This window comes from uncultured Psychroserpens sp., from assembly GCF_947503375.1.
Taxonomy (GTDB): domain Bacteria; phylum Bacteroidota; class Bacteroidia; order Flavobacteriales; family Flavobacteriaceae; genus Psychroserpens.
Genome location: NZ_CANNDQ010000004.1, coordinates 73,305 through 90,939, shown reverse-complemented (window position 1 = coordinate 90,939; position 17,635 = coordinate 73,305). Strand labels below are relative to the sequence as shown.

At 33.1% G+C, this 17,635-nt stretch carries 18 protein-coding genes and 1 pseudogene; 11 read left to right on the top strand and 8 right to left on the bottom strand.

Annotated elements, in window-relative coordinates; all coding sequences use genetic code 11:
- The first annotated feature begins 107 nt into the window (after positions 1-107).
- Positions 108-3,518 carry a methylmalonyl-CoA mutase family protein gene (locus Q0876_RS08160; protein WP_299226077.1) on the top strand — a complete coding sequence of 1,137 codons (3,411 nt, stop codon included), beginning with the start codon at positions 108-110 and terminating at the stop codon, positions 3,516-3,518.
- A gap of 263 nt (positions 3,519-3,781) precedes the next feature.
- Complete coding sequence (locus Q0876_RS08155) at positions 3,782-3,937, top strand: hypothetical protein (RefSeq protein ID WP_299226074.1); 156 nt, start codon at positions 3,782-3,784, stop codon at positions 3,935-3,937.
- Here the strand turns inward: Q0876_RS08155 and Q0876_RS08150 are convergent.
- Positions 3,932-4,327 carry a hypothetical protein gene (locus tag Q0876_RS08150; RefSeq protein ID WP_299226071.1) on the bottom strand — a complete coding sequence of 132 codons (396 nt, stop codon included), beginning with the start codon at positions 4,325-4,327 and terminating at the stop codon, positions 3,932-3,934. The two genes, Q0876_RS08155 and Q0876_RS08150, sit on opposite strands and share 6 nt — an antisense overlap.
- Positions 4,328-4,442: 115 nt before the next feature.
- Between Q0876_RS08150 and Q0876_RS08145 the strand changes: the two genes are divergently transcribed.
- Positions 4,443-4,886, top strand: coding sequence for an Lrp/AsnC family transcriptional regulator (locus Q0876_RS08145; RefSeq protein WP_299226068.1), 444 nt, complete (start codon positions 4,443-4,445; stop codon positions 4,884-4,886).
- Between the two features lie 2 nt (positions 4,887-4,888).
- On the opposite strand, the pseudogene Q0876_RS08140 reads toward Q0876_RS08145, so the two are convergent.
- From Q0876_RS08140 to Q0876_RS08130, 3 genes and pseudogenes are all read right to left on the bottom strand, one after another.
- Positions 4,889-5,643: pseudogene (locus Q0876_RS08140) on the bottom strand (DJ-1/PfpI family protein).
- 10 nt (positions 5,644-5,653) lie between these two features.
- Positions 5,654-6,031, bottom strand: a complete 378-nt coding sequence (locus Q0876_RS08135; RefSeq protein ID WP_299226065.1) for a VOC family protein — start codon at positions 6,029-6,031, stop codon at positions 5,654-5,656.
- The gene (locus tag Q0876_RS08130; protein WP_299226062.1) at positions 6,028-7,242 is read right to left on the bottom strand and encodes an MFS transporter; all 1,215 of its coding nucleotides are present in this window, start codon (positions 7,240-7,242) and stop codon (positions 6,028-6,030) included. The genes Q0876_RS08135 and Q0876_RS08130 overlap by 4 nt, the downstream gene beginning before the upstream one ends.
- Positions 7,243-7,470: 228 nt before the next feature.
- On the opposite strand from Q0876_RS08130, the gene Q0876_RS08125 reads away from it, so the two are divergent.
- Entirely contained in the window at positions 7,471-8,073 is a 603-nt protein-coding gene (locus tag Q0876_RS08125; RefSeq protein WP_299226059.1) for a DUF1684 domain-containing protein, read from the top strand.
- Positions 8,074-8,076: 3 nt separating this feature from the next.
- Here the strand turns inward: Q0876_RS08125 and crcB are convergent, their stop codons facing one another.
- Both crcB and Q0876_RS08115 read right to left on the bottom strand, forming a co-directional pair.
- A complete protein-coding gene (gene crcB, locus Q0876_RS08120) occupies positions 8,077-8,442 on the bottom strand; it encodes a fluoride efflux transporter CrcB (RefSeq protein WP_299226714.1) in 366 nt (121 codons plus the stop codon).
- A gap of 2 nt (positions 8,443-8,444) precedes the next feature.
- The gene (locus tag Q0876_RS08115) at positions 8,445-9,464 is read right to left on the bottom strand and encodes a GyrI-like domain-containing protein (protein ID WP_299226056.1); all 1,020 of its coding nucleotides are present in this window, start codon (positions 9,462-9,464) and stop codon (positions 8,445-8,447) included.
- A 626-nt stretch (positions 9,465-10,090) separates the two neighbouring features.
- Here Q0876_RS08115 and Q0876_RS08105 point away from each other — a divergent pair.
- Entirely contained in the window at positions 10,091-10,477 is a 387-nt protein-coding gene (locus tag Q0876_RS08105; RefSeq protein WP_299226052.1) for a nucleoside triphosphate pyrophosphohydrolase family protein, read from the top strand.
- A gap of 29 nt (positions 10,478-10,506) precedes the next feature.
- On the opposite strand, the gene Q0876_RS08100 is transcribed toward Q0876_RS08105, so the two are convergent.
- Entirely contained in the window at positions 10,507-11,577 is a 1,071-nt protein-coding gene (locus Q0876_RS08100) for a branched-chain amino acid aminotransferase (RefSeq protein WP_299226711.1), read from the bottom strand.
- Positions 11,578-11,693: 116 nt separating this feature from the next.
- Here Q0876_RS08100 and Q0876_RS08095 point away from each other — a divergent pair, with 116 nt between their 5' ends.
- The 3 genes from Q0876_RS08095 to Q0876_RS08085 all read left to right on the top strand — a co-directional run bounded on the left by Q0876_RS08095 (position 11,694) and on the right by Q0876_RS08085 (position 13,861).
- The gene (locus Q0876_RS08095; RefSeq protein ID WP_299226049.1) at positions 11,694-12,209 is read left to right on the top strand and encodes a DUF4920 domain-containing protein; all 516 of its coding nucleotides are present in this window, start codon (positions 11,694-11,696) and stop codon (positions 12,207-12,209) included.
- Between the two features lie 2 nt (positions 12,210-12,211).
- Positions 12,212-12,886 (top strand): tRNA (5-methylaminomethyl-2-thiouridine)(34)-methyltransferase MnmD, encoded by a 675-nt coding sequence (mnmD, locus tag Q0876_RS08090; protein ID WP_299226047.1) that lies wholly within the window; start codon positions 12,212-12,214, stop codon positions 12,884-12,886.
- Between the two features lie 66 nt (positions 12,887-12,952).
- Positions 12,953-13,861 carry a TIGR01777 family oxidoreductase gene (locus Q0876_RS08085; RefSeq protein WP_299226044.1) on the top strand — a complete coding sequence of 303 codons (909 nt, stop codon included), beginning with the start codon at positions 12,953-12,955 and terminating at the stop codon, positions 13,859-13,861.
- 59 nt (positions 13,862-13,920) lie between these two features.
- On the opposite strand, the gene Q0876_RS08080 is transcribed toward Q0876_RS08085, so the two are convergent.
- Positions 13,921-14,598 carry a YceI family protein gene (locus tag Q0876_RS08080; protein WP_367276642.1) on the bottom strand — a complete coding sequence of 226 codons (678 nt, stop codon included), beginning with the start codon at positions 14,596-14,598 and terminating at the stop codon, positions 13,921-13,923.
- 158 nt (positions 14,599-14,756) lie between these two features.
- Between Q0876_RS08080 and Q0876_RS08075 the strand changes: the two genes are divergently transcribed.
- From Q0876_RS08075 to Q0876_RS08065, 3 genes are all read left to right on the top strand, one after another.
- On the top strand, positions 14,757-15,293 hold the full coding sequence (locus Q0876_RS08075) for a nucleotide exchange factor GrpE (RefSeq protein WP_299226041.1): 537 nt from the start codon (positions 14,757-14,759) through the stop codon (positions 15,291-15,293).
- Between the two features lie 56 nt (positions 15,294-15,349).
- Positions 15,350-16,474, top strand: coding sequence for a molecular chaperone DnaJ (dnaJ, locus tag Q0876_RS08070; RefSeq protein ID WP_299226038.1), 1,125 nt, complete (start codon positions 15,350-15,352; stop codon positions 16,472-16,474).
- A gap of 234 nt (positions 16,475-16,708) precedes the next feature.
- Positions 16,709-17,635: an ABC transporter ATP-binding protein gene (locus tag Q0876_RS08065; protein WP_299226035.1), complete on the top strand. Its 927-nt coding sequence runs from the start codon at positions 16,709-16,711 to the stop codon at positions 17,633-17,635.

Here is a 17,635-nt window from a genome sequence, read left to right as displayed (position 1 = left end):
ACACTTTTAATGGAAGCCATAATTAACTATTAAACTATTCTAAATCATACAGCTCTTCTTTTGAAAATTCCGTAAATTTGTGCCACTAAATTCTCATAAAATTACGAATGAAGCAAGTCGCACCATATAACCCGAAACATAAAGTTAGAATTGTAACAGCAGCATCATTATTTGATGGTCACGATGCCTCTATCAATATCATGCGTAGAATCATCCAAGCTACTGGTGTAGAAGTGATTCACTTAGGTCATGATCGTAGTGTCGAGGAGGTCGTGAATACTGCTATTCAAGAAGACGTAAATGCCATTTGCTTAACTTCATACCAAGGTGGCCATAATGAGTATTTCAAATACATGCATGATTTACTCGAAGAAAAAGGCGCTGGACACATCAAGATTTTTGGAGGAGGAGGAGGAGTTATCTTGCCATCTGAGATAAAAGAACTTATGGATTACGGTATTGATCGTATCTATTCTCCAGATGATGGACGAGAAATGGGATTACAAGGAATGATAAACGATTTGGTGCAAAAATCTGATTTTGCAATTGGAGATGCTCTAAATGGTGAACTTGATATGCTTCCAGAAAAGAATCCTAGGGCTATAGCACGTGTTATTTCTTCTGCTGAAAACTTTCCCAAAGTGGCAAAAGCCACTCTAGATATGATACATTCTAAGAACAAGGATTGTAAAACTCCAGTTTTGGGTATTACAGGAACTGGAGGTGCAGGTAAATCGAGTTTAGTTGACGAATTAGTGCGTCGATTTCTAATTGATTTTCCAGAGAAAACAATTGGAATTATTTCTGTAGACCCTTCAAAGCGAAAAACTGGAGGTGCTTTATTAGGTGACAGAATTCGTATGAATGCCATTAATTCTCCTAGAGTATACATGCGTAGTTTGGCAACACGTCAATCTAATCTTGCATTATCAAAATATGTTAATGAAGCAGTTGAAGTGCTTAAAGCTGCTGAGTTCGACTTGATTATTCTGGAAACTTCTGGAATAGGACAATCCGATACAGAAATTATTGAGCATAGTGATGTTTCTCTCTATGTTATGACACCAGAATTTGGCGCTGCAACTCAGCTTGAAAAGATTGATATGCTTGATTTTGCTGATCTTGTCGCAATTAACAAATTTGATAAAAGAGGTTCGTTAGACGCATTACGCGATGTTAAAAAACAATATATGCGTAATAATAACCTTTGGGATACACCTCAAGAAGAACTCCCGGTTTTTGGAACAATTGCTTCTCAGTTTAACGACCCAGGAATGAATACACTCTACAAAGCCATAATGGACAAACTTGTAGAGAAAACAAATACAGACTTGAATTCTACATTCCATATTTCAGATGAAATGAGTGAAAAGATATTTGTTATTCCACCTTCAAGAACTCGTTATTTGTCTGAGATTGCCGAGAACAATCGTGCTTATGATAAAACTGTAAATGAACAAGTAGATGTGGCTCAAAAACTTTATGGGATTTATAAAACAATAGAGTCTGTTGTTGGTAAAACACCAGAACTTGATAAAGCTGGAATCGATTCAAAATCGATAGCGTCTTCTGAAAACAAAGACTTTTTGAAATTACTTGTTGGTGAATTCGATCGGGTAAAACTAAACCTAGATCCATACAATTGGGAAGTGATTACTGGGTGGGATGAGAAAGTCAATAAATATAAAAATCCGATTTACACATTTAAAGTTCGCGATAAAGAAATTAAAATTGAGACTCATACCGAGTCTTTGTCACATACGCAAATTCCAAAAGTTGCATTGCCAAAATATCAAGCTTGGGGCGATGTTTTAAGATGGACACTACAAGAAAACGTACCTGGAGAATTTCCATATACCTCTGGATTATATCCATTTAAACGTACAGGTGAAGATCCTGCACGTATGTTTGCAGGAGAAGGTGGTCCAGAGCGTACCAATCGTCGTTTTCATTATGTAAGTATGGGCTTGCCGGCTAAACGTTTATCAACAGCATTTGATAGTGTTACACTTTACGGAAATGATCCAGATCACAGACCTGATATTTACGGTAAAATAGGTAATGCAGGTGTGTCTATATGTTGTTTAGATGACGCTAAAAAATTATACTCTGGTTTTAACTTGGCTGATGTGATGACTTCGGTAAGTATGACCATCAATGGTCCAGCACCTATGTTATTAGGCTTTTTTATGAATGCTGCCATAGACCAACAATGTGAGATCTACATTAAAGCAAATGGACTAGAAAAAGAAGTTGAGTCTAAAATTGATAAAATATATAAAGATAAAGAGCGTCCAATCTATAATGGTAAATTACCTGAAGGAAATGATGGGCTAGGACTCATGCTTTTAGGTGTTACTGGAGATCAGGTGCTACCTGATGATGTATATAAAACAATAAAAACGAATACAATAGCTCAGGTTCGAGGGACGGTTCAGGCAGATATATTAAAAGAAGACCAAGCTCAAAATACCTGTATATTCTCTACAGAATTTGCATTGCGTTTAATGGGTGATGTGCAAGAGTACTTTATTGAAAATAATGTGCGTAACTTTTATTCGGTATCTATTTCTGGATATCATATAGCTGAAGCAGGCGCAAATCCAATTTCTCAGCTTGCATTTACATTAGCAAATGGATTTACTTATGTTGAGTATTACCTCTCAAGAGGTATGGATATCAATAAATTTGGACCTAATTTATCGTTCTTTTTCTCAAATGGGATTGATCCAGAATATGCAGTCATAGGTAGAGTAGCCCGTAAGATATGGTCTAAAGCTATGAAAAATAAGTATGGAGCAAATCCTAGAGCGCAAATGTTGAAATACCATATTCAAACTTCTGGTAGAAGTCTTCACGCTCAAGAAATAGATTTCAATGATATACGTACCACATTACAAGCGTTATACGCCATTTATGACAATTGTAATTCATTACATACTAATGCTTACGATGAAGCCATTACCACACCTACAGAAGAGTCTGTTCGTCGTGCAATGGCAATCCAGTTAATTATAAATAAAGAATTAGGTTTAGCTAAAAATGAGAATCCAATTCAAGGGTCATTTATTATTGAAGAATTAACGGATTTAGTTGAAGAGGCTGTTTTGATGGAATTTGATCGTATCACTGAGCGTGGTGGTGTACTCGGCGCTATGGAAACCATGTATCAGCGTAGTAAAATCCAAGAGGAGAGTCTATACTATGAAACATTAAAGCATAACGGACAATTTCCTATTATAGGTGTTAATACATTTTTAAGTAGTAAAGGCTCACCTACAGTAATTCCTGCAGAAGTAATCAGGGCTACCGAGGAGGAAAAACAATTTCAAATTAAAACATTAGAAAACTTGCACAAAGCAAATGATACTAAAGCATTATTGAAAGAGTTACAACACAGGGCTATCAATAATGAAAATATCTTTGAAGCTTTAATGGATGTATGTAAGATATGCTCTCTTGGTCAAATCACATCTGCACTATTTGAAGTAGGTGGTCAGTACCGTAGAAATATGTAATCCTAATGCATCACACATTTATTAGCAAAAAACACAGTGTTTTCGAGGTATTGCAATTGAATGCTACTGAAAATTAAAATTTCAAAATATTGATTTTCAATGATTTGTAATTTATATTGAGTTTTATCGTTAAATTTTGCAAGTCAATACAGATGAAAGGAAAAATGTTACGATTTAACTAATTTAAATTTTGATTAGCAGAAGTTGAAGTTTCCAAATGTAATTTTATACCACTCAAGTTTACGAACGAAAATGTATGAATTATGGAAGCTACTTTAAATTACAACTTTAAGCGACAATCAAAAAATCATTTAGATTGGTTGTCAAGGATTATTAAATCAGAAAAATACTTTTTGGCCGATAGTTATATCGTTTCTCCAAAGTCTATCGAGCAATCTTCTAGGTTTGATAACTTATAAAGTTAACATCCAACTGCGTTGTAAACGCTTAAACTTTTTAAGTTCCCCTTGTAGTATTGGTAGATAATCTTTTCCATTACTATTACAATGTTGCAGACGATTACAGTTAAGATGCAAACGATGTATCAAGCGCTCTAACGAAGCAATATGCTTGTGTTTTTTTTCTGAAAAACGCTCTGCTTGCGCTTTTTCAATTTCAGGAGCTAAAGATTCCGATTGTTGAATGATATCTCCAGAAAAATAGATATGAGTGTCTTCCTTACCATCTGGTCTTAAATAGGATAGATCTTGACTAATATAGCTTGATATACTTCTTGAAAGCACAAGAATATCTATAGCCTTTTTATATATAGGCAGTTCAGATAAATGAGATGGGATATTATAATTCATTTTTTAATAGCAATTGTAACAAAATTAGTGACAAGTAATGAAATTATGCTTTAGATATTAAAGTAAAAATGTATATTTGATTTAACTATTAACGTATATTAGTTTGTTTCTTTAAATGAATATAGATCATCTTAATTGGAAGATTTTGAAATGTCTACAAACAAACGCTCGTCAGTCTAATGCAGAAATTGGGCGACAAGTTGGGATAAGTTCTCCTGCGGTATCTGAGCGTATTAAAAAAATGGAAGACGCTGGTATTATTCAAAATTATAATGCTTTAGTATCTCCTTTTGAAGTTGGATATCAATTAAAAGCATTAATTACACTTCGTGCTTTTATGGGCATGTTGAAGCCGTTTTTAGAAAAAGTAAAAACATACGATGAGGTTATTAATTGTTATCGCATTACAGGTAATGAAAATATAGTAATGGAAGTCGTTTTGAAAAATCAAAAACACTTAGAATCTTTTATTGATCAATTAATAGTCTATGGTGAAACCAAAACACAAATAGTATTGTCTCATGTTATAAAGCACAACGAAGTTAAACCATTGAAGTAGTGTTATTTTTCAATGATCAAATGCGGAATATTTTCTAATTCCCAATCTATTACTAATCCTTTTGCAAGACGTTTAGCAATTGCCTTACCGTAAAGATATTCGCACAGATAAAAGCAGCTTCAAATGATTTTGCACCTCCAGCTGAAGTGATGTATTTACCATCATGTACGAAAAGAACCTCTTTTCTTATGTCTAAATTTGGAAAACGTTCACGCATTGTATCTATGTCACTTGGAAAAGTGGTAGCTACAGAATTATCTAGTAATCCAGCCTTCGCTAATACAAACGCACCATCGCAATGCGAAGTAACGAATTGAGCTTCTTGATCTACTTGTTTTACGAAGTTAATCATTGTAGAGTCTTCCAGATCTGTATCTAAGTGGTGTTCTGCACTTGGTACTACTAGAATGTCGATCTTTGGTAGACTATCTTTAACATAATTGAAATCTGGTAAAATACGCATTCCTTCAAAAGTAACTATGGGGTGACTAGTATTTGCTACTGTAAATACATTCATTGGTTTGATACTATCTCTAAAAATAGTATGTTGAAAGATGTCAAAAGGTGCAGTTAATTCGGTATTGTAAACACCATTCATAATTAAAAATGCCACATTGTAACGATTTGGTTTAAGCTCTGGAAACTTTTTTTGGTCCTTTTGAACTTCATTTATGACAGCTTTAGGTATATCATTTTCCGTATTACTATTGCAGCTAATCAAAAATGTAAAAATCAATAAAAATACTAGGTGTTTCATTTATGTATATTTAGTTAATGCGCCATGGAGGATTTTTTCTATTTTCACCAGCTTTAAATAAGATTATATGGTTGCCATCTATATCATTTAAATGCGCTTCACGCCAAAGCCATGATTTATCTTCTGGTAATGATGTAAATATAATTCCTTTTTGCTGAAGTGTGTTTACCAATGTATCTAGATTGTCGTCTTCAAAATATATAGTAATGCCTTGACCTTTTGGTAATGTATTTACTTTATGAATTGAAAATGTAGCATTACCATCTGGACATTCAAAGCGAACGTAACGAGGTAATGCTTCAACAATAAGCTGTAATCCTAATGTTTTGTAAAACCTCGATGCTTTTTCGACATCAAGGGATGGAATGGTAATTTGATTTAGATTCATTTTGGGTTGCTTTTTATTCGTTTTTGAAGCCATAGAGATAGTATAACTCCTATAATGCCATAAGCACAAGTTAAAAGCCAGTTTACTTGGTATCCATAGTTTTCAACGATATTTAGTCCAATTTTCGGACTAAATATATGTGATAATGAAAAAGCGATGGCATACAGTGCCATGTAGCTTCCTTCAACACCCTCTTTAGTTCTACTTAGAGCAAACTTATTCGTATATGGAAACCCTAACATTTCACCCAAAGTAATTATGATCATGCTTAAAATTAGAATTCCAATCCAATAATTTTCATATAACACTAAGAAGCTTAAACTCATAAGTAATGAAGCGGTAAGAATATAGGTTGTTATAGAAATATTGGTTTTTTCTAAAAAACTAATCAAAGGCATTTCAAAAAGAATGATAATAACAATATTAATAACAAGGATTAAACTAATTTTAAATTCATCTAGCCCGAAGATTTCATTATAATATACTGGCATTGTAACAATTAATTGCATAAAAGCCATTCCCATAAAGAAACAAATCGCAATGAAAATCCAATAGGTAAAGTCTTTGTATACAATATTTAAATCTTTTTTGGTATCATCAGCCTTTGTTTCTTGAATTACTTTCTCTGGAGATTTGACTAAGTATTTAAAAAGTAATACTGCAAAAATACATGTTAGGCCATCAATCCAGAATAATAAATCATAGCCTTCCATGACAATAATCAAACCAGCAATGGTAGGTCCGATTCCCATTCCAATATTTATTGCCAATCTTAGTAAAGCTAACGATCTCGTTTGGTTTTTTGGCTTGCTATATGCCTTTATTGAAACATAAACGGCAGGACGAAAGGAGTCAGCAATTATCATTAGAAATAAAATAGCAAGACATAAGCCTATGAAAGAGGTGATATATTGTAGAATAATAAAATTTATGCCCGTAATAAAAAGGCTAATAATCATTACTTTATAGTATCCAATTTTGTCTGTCAATTTTCCTCCAAGCCAGCCGCCAATTACAGAACCTATTCCAAAACATGCTAAAATCCAACCAGCATCATCTTTGCTGAAGTCAAGACTTTTTGTAAGGTACAGTGATAAAAAAGGAATAACCATAGTACCAGCTCTATTAATTAATGTAATTAAAGAGAGGTACCAAATTTCCTTTGAAAGGCCTTCAAAAGATGCTTTGTAATGATTGATTATTGTTTTCATTTTGACTGTTGTATAAATGTAAAAAGTCCGACGATATCGTCGGACTTTTTATGATTGATTGGTTAAATATTTATATTATCATAGCATATAGTAAGTCCGACTCTTTAAAAAAGAGGTCTGTCTTTTTGTATATGTTACGACGAAGTTTAGCATGATTCGCTTATTATTAATATTCAAATCTATAAAAAATATCTTTAAGTTGTATTTTTGGATTTCAAATTGATAATTATGAAATCTTACGCTTTGATCGTATTATTGATCTGCACGTTAAGTTGTGCTCAAGAAAAAACGCCTGTTTCGGGAGAGACTCAATTTCAAAAAAATCTTAATGCCGAATATAAAGATGCAACCAAATCGCCTTTAAAAGCAAAAGATCTAAAAACATTTACTGGCTTAGATTTTTTCAAGTTTGATTCAACGTATGTGGTTACTGCAAGTTTAGAGCGAACGCCAAATACTGAATGGTTCAACATGAAAACAACAACCAGTCGTGTTTCACCAGAGCGTATTTTTGGAGTTTTAACTTTTCAATTAAAAGGAAAGACATTTCAGTTGAATGTCTATCAAGGTAAAGAAACAATGGATCTTGAAGGTTATGAAGATTATTTGTTCTTACCATTTTTAGACGATACCAATGGAGCGGAGAGCTATGGAGGTGGTCGTTATATAGACTTACGAATTCCAGATGGAGATAGCATTGAAATCGATTTTAACAGTGCATACAACCCATATTGTGCTTATAATGAAGTGTATTCATGTCCAATAGTACCAAGAGATAATTATTTGGCCTTAGAAATTAAAGCTGGCGTAAAGGCTTATAAAAAGCATTAAGCTTTATTTTACAATATGCATACCAAAGAAAACTGCTAAAAATCCAATTATAAAACTAGCAATGGTATAAATAGCAAAAGAGGTAAAATCACCAGATTTTAGAAATACATGGTTTTCGTATGCAAATGTTGAAAAGGTTGTAAAACCACCACAAAAACCAGTAGCAAGTAATAGTGTTTGATTAGTGGTCAACGAATCGTTTTTTGAAGCCAAACCAAGAATAATTCCAATTAAAAGACTACCAATAATGTTGGTAGCGAAAGTGCCATATGGAATCCCATTTTCAGAACTGTTGAAATACTTTCCTAAGATAAAACGTAAAGCACTGCCAACGCCACCACCAAGAAATACTAATACAAGTTGCTTTATCATTAGTTAACAGCTAAATAAATCTCAGTAATCCAATTTGCAGGATTAGGTGTATTCATTGGATCTGTTAGATAAGATTCTATAGCTGGTCCTGTCTCTGGTTGCTCTAGGTTGTTTTCTTCAATATAGGCCATAGCTTTAGTCCAAGCTTCAGCAAGATTTTCATAATCACCTTTTAATACTGTTTTTACAGCTTTAAATGGTTCTAATTGACCTGTTAACACATCTGATTCGGTTGTTATTACTTTTGTAGTTGTTGGGATGCAGCACGAGAAAATAACAGCGTCATTTTCGGTATCCCATTTATGATAGATAACAAAGGGATTTCCAGCCATTGTTATATTATTTGTTATTGCATAAGCACCAATTTTAGGCATCATTTCTTGCATTTTTTCTTTGAAATCAGACATTTTACAAGAGGTTGTATTATACAGGTAAAACCCACCACTATGTTTGGTGATACCATCAACGGTGATACTATATTTTTTCATGTCTGTAACAACAATACTATCTAGCTTTTCTAAACTTCTTTCATAGTGTGGACCGATTTGCTTTTCCATACCACCTGAGAGAACTGAGAACGCTTTAAATCCGAAAGGAAGATCTTTCCCATTAATCGTCCAAGTCACATCTGTAGATCCATCCTCATTAGATGCTAAATCCCAAGATATATCAGATTTTGGAAATTCAGCAAACTGCATTTCCTGTTTAATTGATGTATAAGGCGTAGCATCGACAATTTTCATTTTACCAACACCATCTTTATCTTCCCACTTATAAGAACCATTAATACCTTTAGTTTGTTCTCCTAATGTTATTTTCATATCTGGATCAGCTTCAACCCAAGATGACCAAGCTTCCCAGTTTTTAAGATCTATTATATTTTCATAAATAACTGCTGAAGGCGCATTTATAGTTTTTGTTCGTTTTACTTCAAAAGAATTTGGCTGAACAGCAATATAAATTGCCAAACCTATGATGAGTATTAGGATTAAAAATAAAATGTACTTGAGCGCTTTCATGATTTTGATTATTTTTTGATTAGGTAATCAAATATAATCAATTTTGCCTTATTAGTTATTTTATAAGGCTTCTCGAGACCCTTCATTTTTTATTTTAACTCTTGTATTTGTTGCTACTAAACTTCAAAAGGAGAAAGTTAATTACGATTAACGTAAGAATTAAGAAAACTACTATCATGACTTTTGTTTACATTACATCTTAAAATGCACAGAATGTCATCATTGTTGCTTAATTAGCTACAAACAACGGATTATATTAATGTAAAAAGAGAGAGAAACGTCTTCGAAATAATTATACGAAGATATATTTGATAGCAGAAATCATTAAAATGAAAGAAACGAAAGCAATTAAAATCCAAACACTGCCTTTGTAATACTTTTGATGTAATTTAAAATCTTTTTTGTAGGCCATAAAAATAATTACCGCGAAAACAATCGCGAATAAAATTCCAAAAATCCATTGACCATTACTAAACATATAGCTATTTTTATGCAAAAATAATTAAACTAAATACATTAATCTTTAAAATCTAGTTAATGTTTTCTTGAATTTCGAAATAATAGTAATATAAAATTATGTATTAATTACAGAGTAATACTAGAGATTTATCGTAAAATAATTCCATATGAAAAATAAAATTGAGGCTGTAAAAGCATTTCATACTGCATTTAAAATAGGGCATAGGGAAACACCTAAGGCCGATTTAGGTTTAGAAAAGAATATGCTACGTTACAAGTTAATGCGTGAAGAAAACGAAGAATATCTTGAAGCAGCTAATGAAAATGACTTAGTTGAAGTAGCCGATGCACTTGGAGATATGTTGTATATTTTATGTGGTACCATAATTGAACATGGTTTACAACATAAGATTGAAGAAGTTTTTGATGAAATACAGCGTAGCAATATGAGTAAGTTAGGCAATGATGGGGAGCCCATTTACAGAGAAGATGGTAAAGTGCTAAAAGGTCCCAATTATTTTAAACCACATATTAAAGAAATTCTTGAATCATAAAAAAAAAGAAGCCGAAAGGCTTCTTTTTTTTATTTTACTTCATATCTCCAACCATGCTTATCATCTGTAAGATTGTGTTGTATGTTTAATAGTTTAGTTTTGAAAAGTATGGCATAAGAATCGTCAACTTCAGAGATTTCAAAGACACTTCCAGCATGCTCAAAAGCGGAAATCGGACTTATTACTGCTGCAGTCCCAGCACCGAAAATCTCTTTTAGCGAGCCATTTTTTGAAGCTTCCTTAATCTCATCAACACTAACACGCCTTACCTCACATTTTATATTCAGGTCTTTAGCTAATTGTATAACACTCTTTCGAGTTACTCCATCTAAGATTCGGTCATTGTTTGGTGCAGTTATCAAAGTGTCATTTATCCTAAAGAAAATGTTCATAGTACCTGCTTCTTCCAAATATTTATGCGAATTAGCATCTGTCCATATAATTTGTTGAAACCCTTTCTTCTGTGCTAAGCCCGTTGGATAAAACTGTGCTGCATAATTTCCTGCAGCTTTTGCAAACCCAACACCTCCATCTGCAGACCTGCTATATTTTTCAGCAAATAAAACTCTAACTCTATCTGTGTAATATGCTTTTGCAGGTGAGCAAATTATCATAAAACGATATGAATTTGCAGGAGAAGCTGAAATAGCCGACTCTGTTGCAATAACAAATGGTCTTATGTATAATGAGTTCCCTTTACCTGTCTTTATCCAATCACGATCTAAATTTAATAATGTATAAAGCCCTTCAAAAAAATAGTGTTCAGGGAATTTAGGAATGGCTAATCTCGAAGCAGATTTATTTATACGTTTGAAATTTTCATCTGGCCTGAACAAAAAAACGTTGTCATCCTCATCTTTATAGGCTTTCATCCCTTCAAAAACAGCCTGTCCATAATGAAACACTCTTGCAGATGGATCAATAGTCATTGGGCCATAAGGAACGATCTTGGGTTGCTGCCATTCTCCGTCTATATAATCACAATAAAACATGTGATCGGTAAAGGTTCTTCCAAAAACAAGATTATTGAAATCCACCTCGTTAATTTTAGTGTTTTCAGATTTTACTATATCGATTGCGTAAGTTGAAATTTTAGTCATCATAATGTATTATGTTTTGCAAAACTACTCAATTTAAGCTGTATAAAAAACATAAAATTTACCTAAAAAATGCGTATCTTTATAGCTTCAAATTTTAATCACATATACATAAAATCATGAAGCATATTTTTATATTATTTATTGCGGTAACTATAATGTTTTCTTGCAAAAATGAAGCTAAAGAGGATAAAGTAGATATAGCAGATACAACTCTAAAACAAGAAACATCATACGAATCTTTTGGTAAAGAAATTAATGATGCCGATGCATTATCTGCAAAAAGAATGGCCGTTCATTATGAAAAAATGACTGTAGGAGATTCTGTGAATACTAAAATAATGGCAAAAGTTGATGAGGTATGTCAAGCAAAAGGTTGCTGGATGAAATTAAATCTTGAAAACGGAGAGCAAATCATGGTTAAATTTAAAGACTATGGTTTCTTTATGCCAAAAGATATTGCTGGTAAAGAAGTAGTTATTAATGGTAAAGCATTTGTAAATGAGGTTCCAGTAGATGAACAACGTCATTATGCTGAAGATGCTGGGCAATCTGCTGAAGAAATTGCAAAAATTACTGAACCTAAAAAAACATATTCTTTTGAAGCTGATGGTGTTTTGTTGAAAACAGAATAGTTTTGCAGCGGAAGATCATTACCACAGCTGATGGTTCAAAAACCATTCAAATAGAAGAATGGAACGAACAGTATCACTCTGTTCACGGAGCAATTCAAGAAGCAAACCATGTCTACATTAAACATGGTTTGCTTTTTTATTTTAATGAGATTGCGTTAAATAAAAAGCAACCACTTTCAATTTTAGAAGTAGGTTTCGGTACTGGGCTAAATGCCTTACTTACCTTAATGAATTATAAAAAACTAACGGGTATCAACTATGTTGGAGTGGAAGCATTTCCAGTCTCTAAAGCGGAAATAGAACAATTAAATTATAATGAGCAATTAAAGATAGATTCGCAACTGCTTACAAAGCTTCATGATACTGGTTGGGAAAATTCAGTAGAAATAGAAAAAGGTTTTAAATTGATCAAACAAAATAAACGATTTAAAAACATAACTAATTTTAATGAGTTTGATATTATTTATTTTGATGCGTTTGGTCCTAGAGTTCAACCAGAACTTTGGACAGAAGCTATGTTTAAAACCATGTTTGAAGCACTAAAACGTAGTGGTATTTTAGTGACTTATTCTGCTAAAGGAAGCGTGAGACGTGCCATGCAATCTGTAGGTTTTAAAGTTGAACGTCTTGAAGGTCCTCCTGGCAAGCGAGAAATGTTAAGGGCTTTGAAGCCTTAAACTAAACGTTAAACCCTTGCTAAATATCTAGTTGCTAAAACCCAGTTTCAGTAACTTTGAGTTATTATGAAGCGGATATTAATTACTGGAGCTACAGGACTAATCGGTCAGGAAATTGTTGAGCATTGTCATAAAAAGCAATGGATAGTTCATTATTTGACTACTTCAAAAACCAAATTAAGCTCTACAGAGAACTACAAAGGGTTTTATTGGAATCCAAAGCAAAATGAAATAGATGTCAAGTGCTTTGAAGGGGTTGATGCTATAATCAATCTAGTTGGAGCTACAATTTCTAAACGCTGGACCGAAGCATATAAAAAGGAAATTATAAATAGTAGAACTCAAACTGCTAAGTTACTAAGAGACACAATTAAAGCAAATGATTTGAAAATCAAGCAAATTGTTTCCGCAAGTGCTATTGGAATATATGAAGATTCGTTAACTAATTACTACTTTGAAAACGCAACTGACTTATCCAACTCTTTTCTTGGAAGGGTTGTTCAAAAATGGGAAACAGCAGTAGATGAATTTTCAAGTTTAGGATTAATAGTTACCAAAATTAGAATAGGATTGGTCTTATCTGAAAAAGGAGGCGCTTTACCAGAGATAAGTAAACCAATACGCTTTGGTGTTGGAGCTGCTTTTGGAAGTGGTAAACAGTGGCAATCATGGATACATCTAGATGATCTTGCGAAATTGTTCATTGCTGCAATTGAGCATCACTATGAAGGAATCTACAATGCTGTAGCACCAAATCCTGTGACTAATAAAGAACTAACAAGAGCTGTAGCCAAAGTTTTAAACAGGCCACTACTTCTTCCTAATATTCCAAGATTTATGATGAAGTTAATTCTTGGAGAGATGCACATTTTATTGTTTGAAAGCCAAAGAGTAAGCTCAAAAAAAGTAGAAGATTCTGGATTTCATTTTAACTTTCACAACCTTGAGTTAGCACTTAACAACATATTGCGCTAATCATTTTTACTAGTATGTACAGGTTTTAATTAACCTGCACATTAGTAAAATTCTTTATTTTACGCTTTTTTGGCTTTGATAGTGATTTTTAGTTCTATTTCATCATTTATAAAACGATCTCCTAGATCGTCAAAAATAGATTTTGATCCATAATTGACACCCCATTTTGTTCTATCAATAGTGAATGGTTCACTTTCAATGGTCATAACATCATTATTATTGGTTATGGTAATAGGAAATGAAATGTTGTGTTTTTGTCCTTTTATGGCAAGATTACCAGAAAGTCTAGTCTTTCCTGCAGCAAGAGATTCTGTACTGGTTATCTCAAACTCTGATATAGGAAATTTACTAACGTCAAAAAAATGATTTTCTTTTCCTTCAACAGAACCTTTTAAATGAGCTTCTAAGTCTTCTTTTCCATCACCAACTTCAAGATCAGTTACATTTATTGATGTCATATCTATTAAAAATGTTCCGCTTTGTAATTTACCATCATCAGTCTTAAAAATACCATTTTCTAAATTAATAGTTCCAGTATGTGTGCCAGTAGGTTTAAAACCTTTCCACTCTATTTTAGATTCACCAATATTGACGTTAAATTTTTCAGAAGTACTTTTACTTACTGCAGCGGCTTCTGCATTACTAGTATTGGCTTCTTTAGCTTTATCATTACAAGATGTTATAGAACAGCATACCACAATTAAGATTGCAACAGAGATGAATGTTTTTTTAATCATTTTAAGTGTTTTTAATGTTAAAATTCTAATATAAAAATAACGAATTTTTAGTACTGGACAAATTCATAAAATTTATTTGATGACATTTTGACATTTTAAAAATAATGGCAGTACTTTTGCAAATCTTAAATCGAAGATTTATTAAAATGACTAATACAATGGGTAAAAAAGATAAAAACGACATTGAAAAAGATATAGAAGTTCAAGATGTAGATGTTAAAGATACAGATACTAAAACACCAACAATTGAAGAGCAACTGCAAGAATCACTAGACAAAGAAAAAGATAAATTTATGCGTTTGTTTGCAGAGTTTGAAAACTATAAAAAGCGAACAGCAAAAGAGCGCATTGATTTATTCAAAACAGCTAGTGAAGATGTTATGTTAGCGATGCTTCCAGTTTTAGACGATTTTGAGCGTGCACTTACACATATAGAAGAAGATAAAGAGGCTGAAGAACTTAGAAAAGGAGTCCTTCTAATTTATAATAAATTACTTAATGCACTTAACCAAAAAGGGTTAGAAAAAATTGAAGTAAATTCTGGCGATGCTTTTGATGCAGATTTACATGAGGCAATCACTCAAATCCCAGCACCACATGATGAGCTTAAGGGTAAAATTGTAGATGTAGTAGAGAAAGGATATAAGTTGGGAGATAAAGTAATTCGTTTTCCAAAAGTGGTTATAGGCCAATAAATATTAACTAAAATGCTTATGTCCTACATGTTTTTAAAAGGACTAAGAATCTAATTATGGCAAAGAGAGATTATTACGAAATATTAGGAGTCGATAAGAATGCTTCTGAGTCTGAAATTAAAAAAGCCTACCGTAAGATGGCAATAAAATATCATCCCGATAAAAATCCCGATGATAAAGAAGCTGAGGCCAAATTCAAAGAGGCTGCAGAAGCTTATGAGGTACTAAGTAATGCTGACAAAAAAGCACGATACGATCAATTTGGGCATCAAGCCTTTGATGGTGCTGGTGGCTTTGGCGGTGGTGGTATGAATATGGACGATATATTTAGTCAGTTTGGCGATATTTTTGGTGGTGCATTTGGAGGCGGAGGATTTTCTGGCTTTGGAGGTGGCTTTGGAGGAGGTCAAAGACGCGTAAAGGGTAGTAACCTTAGAATACGTGTCACACTTACACTCGATGAAATTGCCAATGGTATCGAGAAGAAGATTAAAGTAAAACGCAAAATCCAAGCTCCAGGAACTACTTATAAAACGTGTAGTACTTGTAATGGCTCAGGTCAAGTTACTCGAGTGACAAATACCATTCTTGGGAGAATGCAAACCTCTTCAGCTTGTCCTACTTGTGGAGGTGCAGGACAAAGTATAGATAAAAAACCTAATGATGCTGATGTCCAAGGGCTTAAGGTGCAGGAAGAAACGGTATCTGTGAAAATTCCAGCAGGAGTGGTAGATGGAATGCAATTAAAAGTAACAGGTAAAGGTAATGAAGCGCCTGGTAATGGAATATCTGGTGATTTATTAGTTGTTATTGAAGAAAAAGAACATGAAACACTCAAGAGAGAAGGTGATAATTTGCATTACGATCTTTATGTAAGCTTGCCTGATGCAGTATTAGGAACTTCTAAAGAAATAGATACAGTTACAGGTAAAGTGAGAATTAAAATCGAAGCTGGAGTGCAATCTGGCAAAATATTGCGCTTACGTGGTAAAGGAATACCAAGTATCAATGGTTATGGAACAGGTGATTTGTTAGTTCATGTTAATGTTTGGACACCAAAAACATTAAGCAAGCAGCAAAAAGAGTTCTTTGAGAGTATGCGAAACGATGAGCATTTCGATCCTAAACCAGAAAGTGGTGATAAATCTTTTTTTGAAAAAGTTAAAGATATGTTTTCTTAAAAATAGAGATTTTAAGAAAAAACACTATATTTGAATATCACTAATTCATTTTAGTGGTAATTTTTCTTTTTCATAGCAATTTTTTCCCATCCTTATTTATTTAAGGGTGGGTTTTGTTTTTTAGATCATCTGTATTTTGTTTTGTAACCAAAAATTTAGTGATTTAGCACAAATAACATCAGTAACATTTTTATCTTTACGCGTTGCAAAATTAACAATTTCAATTTTTTTCATATGAACAACCTCTTAGTTGCTGAATCTGTATCTAAAAGCTTTGGAGATTTTAGAGCACTCAATTCAGTTTCTGTTGCTGTACCAAAAGGAAGTATTTTTGGTTTGTTAGGTCCCAATGGCGCAGGAAAAACTACTCTAATACGTATTATTAATCAAATCACTATGCCAGACTCTGGTCATGTTTTATTAGATGGAGAGCCATTGCAACCGCAACACATTCAGAATATTGGATATCTCCCAGAAGAACGTGGTTTGTATAAGTCAATGAAAGTCGGAGAACAAGCACTGTATTTAGCTCAATTGAAAGGACTGAGTAAACAAGAAGCAAAAAAACGCTTGAAATATTGGTTCGAGAAATTAGAAATAGGCGATTGGTGGAATAAAAAAATACAAGAACTAAGTAAAGGTCAGGCACAAAAAATTCAATTTGTAGTAACCGTTTTGCATCAGCCTAAATTACTTATTTTTGATGAGCCTTTTTCTGGTTTTGATCCCATTAATGCAAACTTAATCAAAGACGAGATTCTTCAGCTAAGAGATGAAGGTGCTACCGTTATTTTTTCAACACATCGAATGGAGTCTGTTGAAGAACTTTGTGACCACATTGCATTAATTCACAAATCGAATAAGATTCTAGATGGTAAACTCACTGATATCAAACGTGAGTTCAAAACCAATACTTTTGAAGTTGGATTACAAACCAATGCAATTGATAGTGTAACTAATGCAATAAAAGCGAAGTTTGAGGTTATGCCTGCAACATTTAGAAATTTAAATGATGACGTTAAAATGAACATTAAACTTCACGAAGGGGATACTTCAAATGATCTGCTCTCCTTTTTAACATCTAAGGCTGAAGTACACCATTTTGTAGAGGTTATACCAAGTGCAAATGATATCTTTATTCAAACTGTAAAAAACAACTAA

Coding starts and splice junctions, on each gene's coding strand:
- Q0876_RS08085 (WP_299226044.1), top strand. CDS start 12,953: ATGAAGCGGATATTAATTACTGGAGCTACAGGACTAATCGGTCAGGAA.
- Q0876_RS08135 (WP_299226065.1), bottom strand. CDS start 6,031: ATGAATCTAAATCAAATTACCATTCCATCCCTTGATGTCGAAAAAGCA.
- Q0876_RS08160 (WP_299226077.1), top strand. CDS start 108: ATGAAGCAAGTCGCACCATATAACCCGAAACATAAAGTTAGAATTGTA.
- Q0876_RS08155 (WP_299226074.1), top strand. CDS start 3,782: ATGGAAGCTACTTTAAATTACAACTTTAAGCGACAATCAAAAAATCAT.
- Q0876_RS08075 (WP_299226041.1), top strand. CDS start 14,757: ATGGGTAAAAAAGATAAAAACGACATTGAAAAAGATATAGAAGTTCAA.
- Q0876_RS08150 (WP_299226071.1), bottom strand. CDS start 4,327: ATGAATTATAATATCCCATCTCATTTATCTGAACTGCCTATATATAAA.
- dnaJ (WP_299226038.1), top strand. CDS start 15,350: ATGGCAAAGAGAGATTATTACGAAATATTAGGAGTCGATAAGAATGCT.
- Q0876_RS08080 (WP_367276642.1), bottom strand. CDS start 14,598: ATGATTAAAAAAACATTCATCTCTGTTGCAATCTTAATTGTGGTATGC.
- Q0876_RS08095 (WP_299226049.1), top strand. CDS start 11,694: ATGAAGCATATTTTTATATTATTTATTGCGGTAACTATAATGTTTTCT.
- Q0876_RS08065 (WP_299226035.1), top strand. CDS start 16,709: ATGAACAACCTCTTAGTTGCTGAATCTGTATCTAAAAGCTTTGGAGAT.
- Q0876_RS08100 (WP_299226711.1), bottom strand. CDS start 11,577: ATGACTAAAATTTCAACTTACGCAATCGATATAGTAAAATCTGAAAAC.
- Q0876_RS08145 (WP_299226068.1), top strand. CDS start 4,443: ATGAATATAGATCATCTTAATTGGAAGATTTTGAAATGTCTACAAACA.
- Q0876_RS08125 (WP_299226059.1), top strand. CDS start 7,471: ATGAAATCTTACGCTTTGATCGTATTATTGATCTGCACGTTAAGTTGT.
- Q0876_RS08130 (WP_299226062.1), bottom strand. CDS start 7,242: ATGAAAACAATAATCAATCATTACAAAGCATCTTTTGAAGGCCTTTCA.
- Q0876_RS08105 (WP_299226052.1), top strand. CDS start 10,091: ATGAAAAATAAAATTGAGGCTGTAAAAGCATTTCATACTGCATTTAAA.
- Q0876_RS08115 (WP_299226056.1), bottom strand. CDS start 9,464: ATGAAAGCGCTCAAGTACATTTTATTTTTAATCCTAATACTCATCATA.